Source organism: Leisingera daeponensis DSM 23529, from assembly GCF_000473145.1.
Lineage (GTDB): Bacteria > Pseudomonadota > Alphaproteobacteria > Rhodobacterales > Rhodobacteraceae > Leisingera > Leisingera daeponensis.
Map to the genome: position 1 here is coordinate 2,065,326 of NZ_KI421500.1, position 13,926 is coordinate 2,079,251.

At 66.5% G+C, this 13,926-nt stretch carries 16 protein-coding genes; 8 read left to right on the top strand and 8 right to left on the bottom strand.

Annotated elements, in window-relative coordinates; genetic code table 11:
- Window positions 1-108 precede the first annotated feature (108 nt).
- Together DAEP_RS23330 and DAEP_RS0110475 are read left to right on the top strand one after the other, a co-directional pair.
- Window positions 109-1,599: a S8 family peptidase gene (locus DAEP_RS23330; protein WP_154665052.1), complete on the top strand. Its 1,491-nt coding sequence runs from the start codon at window positions 109-111 to the stop codon at window positions 1,597-1,599.
- On the top strand, window positions 1,571-1,837 hold the full coding sequence (locus DAEP_RS0110475; RefSeq protein WP_027244611.1) for a hypothetical protein: 267 nt from the start codon (window positions 1,571-1,573) through the stop codon (window positions 1,835-1,837). Before DAEP_RS23330 ends, DAEP_RS0110475 begins: the two co-directional genes overlap by 29 nt.
- Before the next feature lie 90 nt (window positions 1,838-1,927).
- Here DAEP_RS0110475 and DAEP_RS24240 read toward each other — a convergent pair whose 3' ends face one another.
- On the bottom strand, window positions 1,928-2,077 hold the full coding sequence (locus DAEP_RS24240) for a hypothetical protein (RefSeq protein WP_167630826.1): 150 nt from the start codon (window positions 2,075-2,077) through the stop codon (window positions 1,928-1,930).
- A gap of 112 nt (window positions 2,078-2,189) precedes the next feature.
- Here DAEP_RS24240 and DAEP_RS0110485 point away from each other — a divergent pair, with 112 nt between their 5' ends.
- Both DAEP_RS0110485 and yddG read left to right on the top strand, forming a co-directional pair.
- A complete protein-coding gene (locus DAEP_RS0110485; protein ID WP_027244612.1) occupies window positions 2,190-3,137 on the top strand; it encodes a transcriptional regulator GcvA in 948 nt (315 codons plus the stop codon).
- A complete protein-coding gene (yddG, locus tag DAEP_RS0110490) occupies window positions 3,134-4,012 on the top strand; it encodes an aromatic amino acid exporter YddG (RefSeq protein ID WP_027244613.1) in 879 nt (292 codons plus the stop codon). The genes DAEP_RS0110485 and yddG overlap by 4 nt, the downstream gene beginning before the upstream one ends.
- Window positions 4,013-4,079: 67 nt before the next feature.
- On the opposite strand, the gene DAEP_RS23570 is transcribed toward yddG, so the two are convergent.
- The 3 genes from DAEP_RS23570 to DAEP_RS0110505 form a co-directional block, all read right to left on the bottom strand.
- On the bottom strand, window positions 4,080-4,253 hold the full coding sequence (locus tag DAEP_RS23570) for a YdcH family protein (RefSeq protein WP_084204422.1): 174 nt from the start codon (window positions 4,251-4,253) through the stop codon (window positions 4,080-4,082).
- Window positions 4,254-4,489: 236 nt separating this feature from the next.
- Window positions 4,490-5,257 carry a tRNA1(Val) (adenine(37)-N6)-methyltransferase gene (locus tag DAEP_RS0110500; protein ID WP_027244614.1) on the bottom strand — a complete coding sequence of 256 codons (768 nt, stop codon included), beginning with the start codon at window positions 5,255-5,257 and terminating at the stop codon, window positions 4,490-4,492.
- Entirely contained in the window at window positions 5,254-5,469 is a 216-nt protein-coding gene (locus DAEP_RS0110505; protein WP_027244615.1) for a putative signal transducing protein, read from the bottom strand. The genes DAEP_RS0110500 and DAEP_RS0110505 overlap by 4 nt, the downstream gene beginning before the upstream one ends.
- 57 nt (window positions 5,470-5,526) lie before the next feature.
- Between DAEP_RS0110505 and DAEP_RS0110510 the strand changes: the two genes are divergently transcribed.
- Window positions 5,527-6,525: a polyprenyl synthetase family protein gene (locus DAEP_RS0110510; RefSeq protein WP_027244616.1), complete on the top strand. Its 999-nt coding sequence runs from the start codon at window positions 5,527-5,529 to the stop codon at window positions 6,523-6,525.
- 90 nt (window positions 6,526-6,615) lie between these two features.
- Here the strand turns inward: DAEP_RS0110510 and DAEP_RS0110515 are convergent, their stop codons facing one another.
- The 4 genes from DAEP_RS0110515 to soxR form a co-directional block, all read right to left on the bottom strand.
- A complete protein-coding gene (locus tag DAEP_RS0110515; protein WP_027244617.1) occupies window positions 6,616-7,437 on the bottom strand; it encodes a 4-(cytidine 5'-diphospho)-2-C-methyl-D-erythritol kinase in 822 nt (273 codons plus the stop codon).
- Window positions 7,427-9,142 carry a tetratricopeptide repeat protein gene (locus tag DAEP_RS0110520; RefSeq protein ID WP_008557600.1) on the bottom strand — a complete coding sequence of 572 codons (1,716 nt, stop codon included), beginning with the start codon at window positions 9,140-9,142 and terminating at the stop codon, window positions 7,427-7,429. Before DAEP_RS0110520 ends, DAEP_RS0110515 begins: the two co-directional genes overlap by 11 nt.
- 136 nt (window positions 9,143-9,278) lie before the next feature.
- Window positions 9,279-10,928: an electron transfer flavoprotein-ubiquinone oxidoreductase gene (locus DAEP_RS0110525; RefSeq protein ID WP_027244618.1), complete on the bottom strand. Its 1,650-nt coding sequence runs from the start codon at window positions 10,926-10,928 to the stop codon at window positions 9,279-9,281.
- Window positions 10,929-11,096: 168 nt separating this feature from the next.
- Window positions 11,097-11,576: a redox-sensitive transcriptional activator SoxR gene (gene soxR / locus DAEP_RS0110530; protein ID WP_027244619.1), complete on the bottom strand. Its 480-nt coding sequence runs from the start codon at window positions 11,574-11,576 to the stop codon at window positions 11,097-11,099.
- A gap of 96 nt (window positions 11,577-11,672) precedes the next feature.
- On the opposite strand from soxR, the gene DAEP_RS0110535 reads away from it, so the two are divergent.
- The 3 genes from DAEP_RS0110535 to DAEP_RS0110545 all read left to right on the top strand — a co-directional run bounded on the left by DAEP_RS0110535 (window position 11,673) and on the right by DAEP_RS0110545 (window position 13,831).
- Complete coding sequence (locus DAEP_RS0110535) at window positions 11,673-12,053, top strand: VOC family protein (RefSeq protein ID WP_008553862.1); 381 nt, start codon at window positions 11,673-11,675, stop codon at window positions 12,051-12,053.
- Window positions 12,054-12,304: 251 nt separating this feature from the next.
- Entirely contained in the window at window positions 12,305-12,775 is a 471-nt protein-coding gene (gene greA / locus DAEP_RS0110540; protein ID WP_008555606.1) for a transcription elongation factor GreA, read from the top strand.
- A 21-nt stretch (window positions 12,776-12,796) separates the two neighbouring features.
- Window positions 12,797-13,831, top strand: a complete 1,035-nt coding sequence (locus DAEP_RS0110545) for a hypothetical protein (protein WP_027244620.1) — start codon at window positions 12,797-12,799, stop codon at window positions 13,829-13,831.
- The last annotated feature ends 95 nt before the right edge of the window (window positions 13,832-13,926 follow it).

Genomic DNA, 13,926 nt, shown 5'->3' on the forward strand with positions numbered 1-13,926 from the left:
TTGGCTGGGTGCGGGACACACGGGCGGTCACAACCGCCTTGAGCCGCCACTGGTTGCGGACGCGAAAAGATCTACCCTCATACGTGCCGCAAGGAGGGAGTGCAGATCATGCAATTCGTGATGTCCAACCGGCGCGCCGGCAAGTTCCAGGAAACCGAAAAGATCGCCTCGCGCGCGGCGCTGGCCGAGGCGCTGACGATACTGCCCGCCACCGCGCATATCCGTTCCGAATCCCGCCCGGCCGACGACCTGGCCCGGCACAGCGTGATCCTCGAGGGCACCGCGGCCGAAATGCTCGCACTGGATGCAGCGACCCCCAGCGACGTGATCGTTGAGCCGCTGATCCTGCATGAGCGCGAGGGTGCGCTCTCCATGTTCAAACACGCCCGGGTGCCGCTGGCAGGGCTGATGCGGGTCGCGCCCGCAGGCGCTGCGCCGCTCGAATTCCACGTGCGCGGCGGCGGCGCGCCGCTGGCGCAGGCCACCGTGATCCTGTTCCTGCGGCGGCTGGATGGCGAGGTGATGCGCGAGGAGACCCTCACCGGGGCGGACGGGGCCGCCGCCTTCCCCAGCAACCCGGCTTTCCAGCCCCTGGCCGCCATCGTCAAACCCTATGCGGGCTTTTGGGCGCGGTGGGCGCAGGTGTCCGGGCAGAAGACCACGGTGGTCTGCAGCAAACTGCCGGGCAACCGGCGGCTGGACTGGTGGCACCATGCCAGCGGCATCAGCAGTTTCGCGCCGGACGCAGGCGCAGGCATCAGGGTGGGAGTCATCGACACCGGGCTGGGCCCGCATCCGCATCTTCAGGGCACCGACCACGGCGCCTTTATCCTCGGCATCCACGATCCCGATGGCGGGGCGGACGCGGATGTTCATGGCACCCATGTGGCTGGCACAATCGCCGGGCGGCCGGGGGAGGAGCTGGTGCATGGCGGCATCGCCCCGGGGGTGGAGCTGCACACGGCCCGAGTGTTCCCGCCCGGCGAAGGCGCCGCGAATATCGATATCGCCGATGCGATCGACAGCCTCAGCCGCGCGGGCGCGGATCTGATCAACCTGTCGCTGGGCGCGCCGGTCAAGTCAGAGGTTGTCCAGGATGCGGTGCAGGACGCCGCCGAGCGCGGCACGCTGTGCCTCTGCGCCGCTGCCAATTCCTTTGAGTTCGTCCATTTCCCCGCCGCCCTGCCCGAAACCGCGGCAATTTCCGCCGCGGGCAAGCTGGGCACCGCGCCGGAGGACTCCGTTTCGGGCGGCCAACTGCCGGATCAGCCGGAGCTGTTCGGCCTTGACGGGTTCTACTTCGCCCGTTTCTCCTGCTTCGGGCCGGAGATCGACGCCATCGTGCCGGGGGTCGGCATCATCGCGCCGGTTCCAGCCCGGCACGGGCTTGCTGCGCCTTATGCGGCGCTCGACGGCACCTCGATGGCGACACCGGTGGCCTGCGGCGTGCTGGCGCGGGTGCTGGCGGAAGATGCGTCTTACCTTGCGATGCCGCGCAACATCTTCCGCAGCGACCTCGCCCGCCACCGGCTGCGGGAAATTTGCAGGACGATCGGTCTTGCTGCCATATATGAAGGGCACGGAATGCCCCGAAGCTGAAGCGGAGGCCGGGCCGATGGCCGATTATGTGATCGCGGTAAAACGCGCGATGCGGGAGGAGCTGCCGCAGAACTGGCAGAGCCAGCTGGAAGACATTGACGGGCTCACGCTGCTCAGCCCGCCCGCCCGCGAGCGGGTGCTGGTGTCTGCCAGCCCGGACGCCCTGCGCCATCTGGACGCTCAGCTGGGCCGCTACCTCAGGGTTGAGCCGCTGATCCGCCACCAGACCTCCCGCTGAAGCGGCTTGATGCGGAAACGGCAAGGGCCAGCCCCGCAAGGCCGGCCCTCTTCCTATCCCGTAAGTGCCTTTTCTCGAATTAGAGCGCGCTCAGGCCCAGCGGGAAACCTTGGGGCGAAGGGCCGGCACCGGCTTCTTGCCGAACAGCCATGTCCAGGCCAGTTTCAGCACCTGAGCGCGTTCGGCGTGGGCGCGGGCCATGGCAGACCTCACGGCGGCATCAGCAGAATATTCCAGCATCTTCGGCCTCCTTTCGGATCAGTATCCTTTGCCTGCAACCAATATGAGGCCATGGCCTGAAACGCACAAACGAGACTTTTCCAGCGTTCAGTTAAGGTATACTTATGTGATTATGTCAGACCGCCTGCCGCCCCTCACCGCCCTGCGCGCCTTTGATGCCGCCGCCCGCCACATGTCCTTTGCCAAGGCAGCGGAGGAGCTGAACGTGACCCCTGCGGCGCTGTCGTTTCAAATCAAATCGCTGGAGGAGCATCTGGGCCAGCCGCTGTTCCGGCGCCTGAACCGCGCGGTGGAGCTGACCGAGGCGGGCGAGACGCTGGCGCCCGGCGCCGCCGAGGGCTTCCGGGCGCTGGGCCAAGCCTGGCAGAGCACCCGGCGGCTGCTGGATGAGACCACGCTGACGGTAACCGCCGGGCCTGCGCTGACGGCGAAATGGCTGGCGCCGCGGCTGTTCGAATTCGCCCGCAGCCACCCGGAAATCGAGCTGCGGCTGTCGGCCTCGCTCAAGGTGGTGGACCTGCGCCGCGGCGGTGTGGATGTGGCGATCCGCTTTGGCGTCTCCGACGATGCCGGGCTGGCGTCCTACGGCACCCGGCCCGACTGGCTGACACCTGTGATGACGCCGGAGATGCACGCGCAGTTTCCGACCCCGGAGTCGCTGCGCCGCGCGCCGCTGATCTTCGACGATTCCCTCAGCACGATCGCGCCGGGCTGCGACTGGCCTGCGTGGTTTCAGGCAGTGGGACTGGAATTCGCCCCCGGCACCGGCACCCATTTCTCGGCGCCCGATCACGCCATTGACGCCGCTTGCGCGGGCCTGGGCGTGGCGCTGGGGCGGCGGCCGCTGATTATCAAGGACGTCCGGGAGGGGCGGCTGGTGGCGCCCTTCAAGGTCGCGATCCAGACCGACGCGCGCTTCCGCTTCCTGTGTCTGCCGGAAGCCAGGGACCGGCCGCAGATCGCAGCCTTCCGCGACTGGTTCTTTGCGGAAATCGAGAAAACCGCGCATATGTGGGGTGATTTCGACATTATCCCTGTTCAGGATCTGCACTCCCAATGACCAAGACCCGCGCAACCGCCATTGGCTTCATCGCTGTTTTGCTGTGGGCGCTGCTGGCGCTGCTGACCGTCGGCTCGGAACCTGCCCCGCCGCTGCTGCTGAACGCGCTGTGCTTCACCATCGGGGGCACCCTGGGGATCATCTGGACCGCGGCCTCCGGCAAGCTGGGCCAGCTGCGCCACGTGCCGGTCAGGGTCTACATCTTCGGCACCCTGGGTCTGTTCGGCTATCACGCGCTGTATTTCTCAGCGCTGCGGCTGGCGCCCGCGGCGGAGGCCGGGCTGATCGCCTATCTGTGGCCCCTGCTGATCGTTCTGCTGTCCGGCCTGCTGCCCGGCGAGCAGCTGAAGGCGGGGCATCTGATCGGCGCCGGCTTGGGTTTTGCCGGCGCGGCAACCATCATTTCCGGCGGCGGCGGCGGATTTGAGGCGCAGTATCTGCCGGGCTACGGTCTGGCGCTGCTGTGCGCGCTCACCTGGTCCGGCTATTCGGTGCTGTCGCGGCTGGTGGGCGGCGCGCCGACCAGTTCGGTCGCGGTGTTCTGCCTGGCCACTGCCGCGGCCTCCTGGGGGCTGCATTTTCTGCTGGAGGAGACGGTATGGCCCGCAGGCACGCTGGGCTGGGCGTCGACGCTGCTGCTGGGGCTCGGCCCCGTGGGGCTGGCGTTCTACGTGTGGGACATTGGCGTCAAGCAGGGCGATATCCAGATGCTTGGCACCAGCTCCTATGCGGCGCCGCTGCTGTCGACGCTGATCCTGGTGCTGGCGGGGATTGCCGCGGCCTCCTGGGGGCTGGCGCTGGCGGCGGCGCTGATCACCGGCGGCGCGCTGATTGCAGCCCGGGCCAGCACCGGTGCCGCGAAGGCCCGCAAATAAAAAGAGGGCCGCCGCAACCGGGCAGGCCCTCCAAACCTCATGCCGGGCAAGGCCCCGGCAAGACCCCTCAGACCACTTCGGCCGTCAGGCGCTCAATCTCTTCCTTCAGTTTGAGCTTCTGCTTTTTCATCGCTGCAATCTGCAGCCCGTCGGTACTGGGTGACCGTTGGGCCTGTTCCACTTCCATGCTCAGGTGCTCGTGCTTCTTCTTAAGTTCGGTCAGATGCGAGCTGAGGCTCATGGCAACCCTCCTTCTTTGAGCTAGATGTGTTTGACGAATATGAGTGGAGCATAAGTTCCCGCGTCTGTCACGCTGCAGCCGCAGTATTTTTGTCATGAAATTTTCATATCGGCTATGCGCCGCCCATTTTGCCGCAGACGCCGGCGCATAGCAGCAGAAACACGCAAATTTGGATTCGCCAAAGGTTGAAACCGGCCAGCCGCATCCCTAAATTCGCGCCGCTGGGAAACGGTGCCTCAGGCGGGCCAGGGCAAAGCGGCGCCGTCGCGCAGAACCGCGCGGATTTCCGGCCGGTAGCTTTCGCCGTCGCGTTCGTGCCGGTCGCCTTCATGCAGAATCAGCGGCGCATGAAGACGGAAGTCCGCCCGCCCGCCCTTGCGCGCGCGCAGGATCACCAGCTCGGCCGCGCGGGCCTGGCGCGGGGCCAGCGGCAGCACCTCCAGCGAGCCAAGCACACCTGAGCAGCCCGCCAGCATGTCCGGCAGCCGGTCGGCGCGCTGGATCATGTGCAGATAGCCCTTGGGCGCGAGACGGCGGGCGGCGGCGGCGATCCAGTCTGACAGCGGCGTGCCCTCCCCCAAGGCGACCTTGCGGCCCGCGTCGCGGGCCTGGCTGTGGGCGCCAGCCTTGTAATAGGGCGGATTGGCGATGACGTGCTGAAACTGGCTCTGCTTCAGCGCCTCCGGCATCGCAGCGAGATCGGTCTCATAGACATCCATCGCCTGCCCGCTGGCGGCAGCGTTGCGGCGGGCGAGGTCCGCATAGGGCGCTTGCAGCTCCACGCCCGTCAGGGCCAGCCCCGGCACCCGCGCCGCCAGGCACAGCAGCGCCTGGCCGGCACCGCAGCCCAGCTCCAGCACCGCCTCTCCGGCCCGCGCGGGGACCGCCGCCGCCAGCAGCACCGGATCCACCCCGGCGCGGTAGCCGCGGGCAGGCTGCCAAAGCTGCACCCTGCCGCCGAGAAAGCCGTTGCGGGTCAGCTCGTCTTCGCGGAAGCCGCTCATCTTCCCAGCGGGATTTCATTGTCGCGCATCACCACCACGGCGGCGTCGTAATCCTCGGCGCGAACCATCAGACGGCGCGGGAAAATTCCGATCCCGCCTTCCAGGACGCTCATATTTACGTCCATTTGAAAGCAGTCTATATCCTCTCCCTCAAGGAGGGCGGAGGCAAAGGCGATGATCGTCGGATCGGTGCTGCGCAGAAGCTCTTTCATGGATTTGGATCTAAGGGCAAGGCCTGCGCCTTGTCGAGCCTTGCAAGCGGGAAAGTGATGGACCAAGTGATGACCCGGAAGCCGCACGAGATGCTGGCCGCGACGCTGAGCCAGGAGCTGGAGGCGGTGAATGCGCTGATCCGCACCCGGATGGCCTCCGAACACGCGCCGCGAATCCCTGAGGTGACCGCGCATCTGGTCGAGGCGGGCGGCAAGCGGCTGCGGCCGATGCTGACGCTGGCGGCGGCGCGCCTCTGCGGTTACGAGGGCGACCATCACCTGAAGCTGGCCGCCACGGTGGAGTTCATCCACACCGCCACCCTGCTGCATGACGACGTGGTGGACGAAAGCGCCCAGCGGCGCGGGCGGCCCACGGCGAACCTGCTGTGGGACAACAAAAGCTCTGTCCTGGTGGGCGACTACCTGTTTGCCCGCAGCTTCCAGCTGATGGTGGAGACAGAGAGCTTGCGGGTGCTCGACATTCTGGCCAACGCCTCCGCCACCATCGCCGAGGGCGAAGTGCTGCAGATGACCGCGGCGTCGAACCTGAAGACCGATGAAGGCATTTATCTGCAGGTGGTGCGCGGCAAGACCGCGGCGCTGTTCTCGGCGGCGACCGAGGTGGGCGGGGTGATTGCCGGCGCGCCGGAGACGCAGGTGAAGGCGCTGTTTGAGTATGGCGATGCGCTGGGGATTGCCTTCCAGATTGCCGATGACCTGCTGGACTACCAGGGCGACAGCAAGGCAACCGGCAAGAACGTCGGCGACGACTTCCGCGAGCGCAAGCTGACCCTGCCGGTGATCAAGGCGGTGGCGCAGGCGACGGACGAGGAGCGCGCCTTCTGGACCCGCACCATCGAGAAGGGCAAGCAACAGGACGGCGATCTGGAGCAGGCGCTGGCGCTGATGGCGAAATACGGCACGCTGGAGGCCACCCGCCAGGATGCGCTGGGGTGGGCGGCGAAGGCCCGCGCGGCGCTGGAGGTGCTGCCCGATCACGAGATCCGCACCATGCTGAGCGACCTGGCCGATTACGTCGTGGCGCGGCTGAACTGATGCCCGGAGGGGCTTTGCCCCTCGCGCCTGCGGCGCTCACCCCAGAGTATTTTTGCAAAGATGAAAAGGCGAGCCGGCGGAGTCCGCCCGTCAGGTCAAAGTGACGGCGCTGCACCACCATTCGGGATGCTCGGCCCCGATCTCATAGGCCGCCATATGGGCGGCCTTTTTCGTGGGGTAGAGCGCAAAGCAGGTGGCCCCGGAGCCGGACATGCGCGCGAGCATAGCCTGGCGGGAGCTGCGCAGATCCGAAAGCACCCGTTCGATGTCCGGTGCGGCGGTGATGGCCGGGGCCTCCAGATCGTTGCGCTGCTCACCGAGCCAGGCGGCGCAGTCTTCGGCAGAAGTGAAGGACGGGATGCTTTGCGGCATCGGCGGGTTGTCACGCGAGGCAAGCGCAGAGAAGACCGCACCCGTGGGCACATGCACGCCCGGATTGACCAGCAGCGCGTGCAGTTCCGGCAGTTCGACCGGCGTCACCTGCTCGCCAATGCCTTGCATCCGTGAGGCGCGGGCGGCCATGCAGACCGGCACATCGGCGCCGAGCGACAGCGGCAGGCCTTCGGGAGCAGCGGTCCCCTGCCCGGCCAATGCACGCAGGACAGCGGCGGCGTCGGAGGAGCCGCCGCCGATGCCCGCGCCGTGGGGCAGATGCTTGTCCAGGCTGATGCGCCCGGTCCAGCCCGCCCCGGCAGCGGCCTTCCACACCAGGTTGCGCTGATCCGCTGGCACGCCGTCCGCAAACAGGCCGGAGACCTCCAGCGCCAGCTCCGGGCCGGGGTCAAGCCGCAGCCGGTCGCCGGTGTCCGCAAAGGCCACCAGCGAATCCAGCAGGTGATAGCCGTCCGCGCGGCGGCCGGTCACATGCAGGGTCAGGTTGATCTTGGCAGGCGCGAAGACCTCAGCCGCCATTGGCGACCTTCAGGGGTTCTGCGCCCTCTTCGGCCAGCACCGCGTCCAGGCCGATGTCCAGCTTGCGGCGGATGCGCTCGGGATCGGCCTCGCCGTCGGTATCTTCCGGGTCGATGAAGGAGAGTGCGCGCTTCCACTGGAACTCCGCCTCGCGCGCGCGTCCCACGGCCCAGTAAACATCGCCCAGGTGGTCATTGACCACCGGATCCACCGGCATCAGCTCCACCGCGCGCTCCATATGCGCCACCGCCTCGTCAAAGCGGCCGAGGCGGTAAAGCACCCAGCCGAGGGAGTCGACGATATAGCCGGAGTCGGGCCGCGCGGCGACCGCGCGCTCGATCATGTTGAGCGCCTCATCCAGCTTGCTGCGTTTTTCCACCAGCGAATAGCCCAGATAGTTCAGCACCTGCGGCCGGTCGGGCTCCAGCGCGAGGGAGGCACGGAAGTCCGCCTCTGCCTGCTCCCACTGGTTCAGCCGCTCGTGGCAGATGCCGCGGGCGTAGAGCAGGAACCAGCGGCTGCTGTCGTCCTCCGGCGTGTTGGCCAGCGCCTTGTCGTAGGCCCGGGCCGCCCCTGCATAATCCTCCTGCTGGCGCAACAGGTCGCCGAGGCTGACGTACACGCCGGGCTGCTGCGGGAATTGCCGCGCCAGCTGCTCCAGCACCTCGATCGCCGCATCCGGCTTGGCGGCGCGGCGCAGGGCCTCGGCGCGGCCCAGTTCCGCGGCGTGGTAATCCGGATGGCTGCGCGGCACCTGCTTGTAGGTCGCCACCGACAGCTCATAGCGGCCCAGCTGGTCCAGCAGGCTGGCGCTGAGCAGGATGGCGTCCACGTGGTCCGGGCGCAGCGATGCCGCCATGCGGGCGTACATCAGCACGTAATCATTGGCGGTATCGCCGTTCAGCGCCGCCCCCAGGGTAAAGAAAACCTCGGCAATGCCTTCGCGCGGGCCCGGCGCGATGGTGTAGGCCAGGGTCTTGCCGTCCCGCAGCTGCGCATCCAGCGCTTCCAGCCCGGGGTCCAGGCGGCTGCCGAAAGCCGCCTGCAGCGTCTCGCGGGCCTCTGCGTTGCGGCCCAGCTGCGACAGGATCTGCACCCGCGCCACCGCAGCGCGGCGGCTGAGGCTGGCCAGGCGGCCGTCCTCGGCGGCGAACAGCGCCTCGGCGCCGCCATAGTCGCCGGCAGAGGCCAGCGCCAGCGCCCGGTGATAGAGCACGAAAGGCTTCAGGCTGCTGTCCTCCGCCATCCGGTCAAACGTCTTGAGCGCACTGGACACCGACCCGGTGCCGATATGCGCCCAGCCTTCCAGCAGGCCGTCCACCAGCGGGTGGATCGCCTCCTGTTCGAGGTCGCGGTCCAGCAACGCCTGGAAATTCCCGCCGGAAGCATGACCGCCGGCAATGACGATGCTGGCCACCTGGCTGCGCGCGCCGATCTGGCGCAGGCGCTCCGCCACCGGAACGGCGAGTTCCGCCTTGCCCATTGCAAGCTGGGCAAACACCACGTTTTCCATCAGCAGCGGGTTCTGCGGGTCGCGCGCCAGCGCCTGGGTGTAATAAAGCGCCGCCGCAGCAAAATCGCTGTCATAGGTGGCGGCCCGTCCGGCCAGGTAGGATCCGGCCAGTCCTTCGGCCTGCACGGCTGGTGCAGCAGCGGCGGCCATCAGGGCCGCACAGGTCAAGCTGCGAAGATTGGATACGGGCACGCGGGGACCCCCTTACGATTTACTGCTCTTGCTCTTCTAAGAAAGGGTAGTGCGGCGGCCGTCAACACGCAATGGGGCGGCCCGGCGGCCGCCCCATAAAATCCGGCGAAAGCGCGCCGAAAATTTAAACTTCCCGTTACATGTTGGGGTAGTTCGGGCCGTCGCCGCCCTGGGGGGTGGTCCAGGTGATGTTCTGGGACGGATCCTTGATGTCGCAGGTCTTGCAGTGGACGCAGTTCTGGAAGTTGATCACGAACTCCGGCTGGCCGTCCTTTTCCACCACTTCGTAGACACCGGCCGGGCAATAGCGCTGCGCCGGTTCGGCGTATTTCGGCAGGTTGACCCGGACCGGGGTGTCCTCGTTGCCCAGTCGCAGGTGGCAGGGCTGGCTTTCCTCGTGGTTGGTCATCGAGAAGCTGACGTTGGTCAGGCGGTCAAACGACAGCACGCCATCGGGCTTCGGGTAGTCGATCACCTTGTGCTTGGAGGCTTCCTCGGTCGCCTCGGCGTCGTTCTTGCCGTGGCCCAGGGTGCCGAAGAAGGAGAAGCCAAGGAGGTTGTTGGTCCACATGTCGAGGCCGCCCAGCGCCAGCGAGGCGGTGAGGCCCCACTTGGACCACATCGGTTTCACGTTGCGGACCATCTTCAGATCCTTGCCGATGGCACCATCGCGCACGTCGGTTTCATAGGCCGTCAGCTCGTCGCCGGACCGCTCTGCCTTGATCGCCTCATAGGCGGCTTCGGCCGCGGCCTTGCCCGACAGCATCGCGTTGTGGTTGCCCTTGATGCGCGGCACGTTGACCATGCCCGCGGAGCAGCCCAGCAGCGCCACGCCCGGCGCGACCAGTTTCGGCATCGACTGCCAGCCGCCCTCGGTGATCGCACGGGCGCCATAGGCCACGCGCTTGCCGCCCTTCAGCAGCTCGGCCACCACCGGGTGATGCTTGAAGCGCTGGAATTCCATGTAGGGGAACAGGTGCGGGTTCTTGTAGTTCAGGTGCACCACAAAGCCCACGTACACCTGATTGTTGTCCAGGTGGTAGATGAACGAGCCGCCGCCCGCATTGGAACCCAGCGGCCAGCCCATGGTGTGGGTGACGGTGCCTTCCTTATGCTTGGCCGGGTCGATTTCCCAGATTTCCTTCATGCCGATGCCGTATTTCTGCGGCTCCTTGCCGTCAGACAGGCCGTATTTGGCAATCACTTCCTTGGAGAGCGAGCCGCGCACGCCTTCACCGAGGAACACGTACTTGCCGTGCAGCTCCATGCCGGGCTCATAGGCCGGGCCGGGGGTGCCGTCGGGGTTCTTCCCGAATTCGCCGGCAACCACGCCCTTCACTTCGCCGTTTTCGCCATAGACCAGTTCAGAGCACGCCATGCCCGGGAAGATCTCGACGCCCATTTCCTCGGCCTGCTCCGCCATCCAGCGGCAGACGTTGCCCATGGAGACGATGTAGTTGCCGTGGTTGTTCATCAAGGGCGGCATCGGGAAGTTCGGGATGCGGACGTGACCTGCCTCGCCCAGCATGTAGAAGTTGTCTTCCTTGACTTCCACGTTCAGCGGAGCGCCCTTTTCCTTCCAGTCGGGGATCAGCGCATTCAGGCCGCAGGGATCCAGCACCGCGCCCGACAGAATGTGCGCGCCCACCTCTGAGCCCTTTTCCAGGACCACGACCTGCAGGTCGGCATCCAGCTGTTTCAGGCGGATGGCCGCAGACAGACCAGCAGGGCCGGCCCCGACGATCACCACGTCGTATTCCATCGCTTCGCGTTCAATCTCGGCCATCTGCGGCGCTCCTTGGCTAACTCTTGCTACCGGCCCCGCAACAGTCTGCGGGCGCAATATTCTTTCGCGGCTGCTTAGCGTTCGGCGCCCCCATGGGTCAATCCAAACTCCGCGTCAAACACCTGTAAAACAGGCAACTGAGACAAAAAGTGCGTCCATTATCGTCACTCAAGGATCATTTTCCGCCGCCATCTCTGTCTCGGGACGGTCTCCCATGAGGTATCGGGGGCCCTGCCCCTTCTGTGCCGCCCGGTCCTCGGGGTTGTAAAGCTTGCAATTCGGCAGCGACAGGCAGCCGCAGCCGATACAGCCGTCCAGATTGTCGCGCAGTTTCATCAAGGTTTCGATTCGCTGGTCCAAGTGGCTGCGGAAGCTGTCCGAAATGCGCGCCCAGTCCGCTTTGGTGGGAGTGCGGCTGCCCGGCAGGCTTTTGAGGAAGCCGCGGATGTCCGGCAGGGAAAAACCGAACTGCTGCGCGATCATGATGAAGCTGAGCCGCCGGATGTCGGCCCGCTGGAACCGCCGCTGGCCGCCGGCGTTGCGCCAGGGCTCCACCAGGCCTTGCGCCTCGTAATAGCGGATGGCGGACACCGCGAGGCCGGTGCGTTCGGCCAGATACCCGATGGAAATGCCGGCAGACTGGGGCATGGGCAACTCCCTGAAGAAATCCCTTGAGCTAAAGTTAGGTTTAGGAATTACGGTGAGTCGCATCAACAGGTTTGCTCAGGCAAAAGGAGATTTCCGATGAGCGCAGTTCTGGAACATGCAAATGTCACCGTCGCTGACCCCCATGGCACAGCGGCCTGGATGGAACATGTTTTTGGCTGGCATGTGCGCTGGCAGGGCGAGGCCAAGAACGGCGGCTACACAGTGCATGTGGGCGGGGAAGACAGCTACCTGGCGCTCTACACGCCGCGAACGTCTGCAGGCAAAGCGCCGGAAAGCTACGGCATTATCGGCGGGCTGAACCACCTGGCGGTGATCGTCGAGGACCTGGACGCCACCGAGGCCGCAGTGAAGGCCGCAGGCTTCACCCCGATGAACCACGGCGATTATGAGCCGGGCCGCCGGTTTTATTTCCACGACGAAAACGGCATCGAATACGAGGCGGTGCAATATGATTGACCTCCTCTGGCAAGCGGGGCTTCCGCGGCTGCCCGAGCACGGCATTTTCTTGCGCATTCCTGTGGAAAAGCCGGCCAAAGCACGCAGTTAGGCGGATTTGCGTGCCAGCAGCCCCCGCGGCCACTTGAAATCAGGCACAGGATTGGGTCAGGTAAATGCCAACCGGACCGGACGCCCCGCAGCACCTGCTGCGGGGCTCCGGCTTTCGTACTGACAAAAACAGAACATAAAGAGCGACCTGGACCAACCACATGGAAAAGATTCCGATGACCCCGGCGGGTCACGCTGCCCTGGAAAGCGAACTGAAAACCCTGAAATCCGTCGAACGCCCGGCCATCATCCAGGCGATCGCCGAAGCGCGCGAGCTGGGCGACCTGTCGGAAAACGCCGAATACCACTCTGCCCGCGAGAAACAGTCCTTCATCGAGGGCCGCATCAAGGAACTGGAGGGCATCCTGTCGCTGGCCGATGTGATCAACCCGGCCAAGCTGAACGGCGCGATCAAGTTCGGCGCCAAGGTGACCGTGGTGGACGAGGACACCGACGAGGAAAAGACCTGGCAGATCGTCGGCGAGCATGAGGCCAACATCGAAGCGGGCCTGCTGAACATCAAGTCCCCGATCGCGCGCGCCTTGATCGGCAAGGACGAAGGGGACAGTGTCGAAGTGCGCACGCCCGGCGGCGAACGCTCCTACGAGATTCTCAAGATCGTCTATTCCTGATCTGCAAGGCGGTGAATGGTGATGACAGGCTCCAGCAGCAGCCCGGGCTCCAGCCCGACCTCCGCAGGCGGACGCCCGCTGCGCGGCTTTGAGTCGCCCGCGGGCAGCGGGCTGGGCGGGGCCGAACTGGTGGCCATCGGGCTGGGGGCGCTGTGGCTGCTGGCGGCAGTGGCGTTCTACGTCTTTGCCCCGGAAGGCGCGGGCCTGTCGCAATGGACCGATCTGATCACCGGTGTGCTGGCGGTGGTGCTGCCGCTGGCGATGCTGTGGGTTGCGGCCTCTGCCGCGCGCTCGGCCCGGGTGATGCGGGAGGAGAGCGAACAGCTGCAGGCCGCCATCGACGGGCTGCGGCAGACCTACCTGGCCCAGGCCCAGCAACATGCCGCGGTGGCCGAGCCGTCGATGGCCAAGCGGCTGGAGGAGATCGCGGAGGCAACCCGCAAGACCGAGACCGCGCTGGCCACCTTCCACTCCAGCCGCCGCGCCAATCCGGTGCGCCCGGCAATCCCCGCCGAGGCCGCCGAGATGACCGCCGCCGGCCAGGGCTCGCTGGCGCTTGGCACCCAGGCCGCGGACACCGCGCCGCCGCTGCCTGCGGAACAGTTCATCCGCGCCCTGAATTTCCCGGAAACCGCCGAAGACGCAGAGGGCTTTGCCGCGCTGCGCGCCGCGCTCAAGGACCGCAAGGCGGCGCAGGTGATCCAGGCCTCGCAAGACGTGCTGACGCTGCTGAGCCAGGACGGCATCTACATGGACGACCTGCGGCCCGACATGGCCCGGCCCGAAGTCTGGCGCCAGTTCGGGCAGGGTGCCCGCGGCCGCGCGGTGGCGGCGCTTGGCGGCGTGCGCGACCGCACCTCGCTGGCGCTGACCGCGGCGCGGATGAAGCAGGACCCGATCTTCCGCGACGCGGCGCACCACTTCCTGCGCCGCTTCGACCAGATGTTTGCGGATTTCGAGGCAGAGGCCACCGACGGCGAAATTTCCGCCCTAGGCAACACCCGCACCGCCCGCGCCTTCATGCTGCTGGGCCGGGTGGCCGGGACGTTTGATTGATCCGGCGGCCCTGACGGGCCGCTGCCTGCGGCGCGAGTATTTTTGGAAAGATGAAAGAGCGGAGCGGCGCCGGGCGTCAGCGCGGCGCCGGGCCC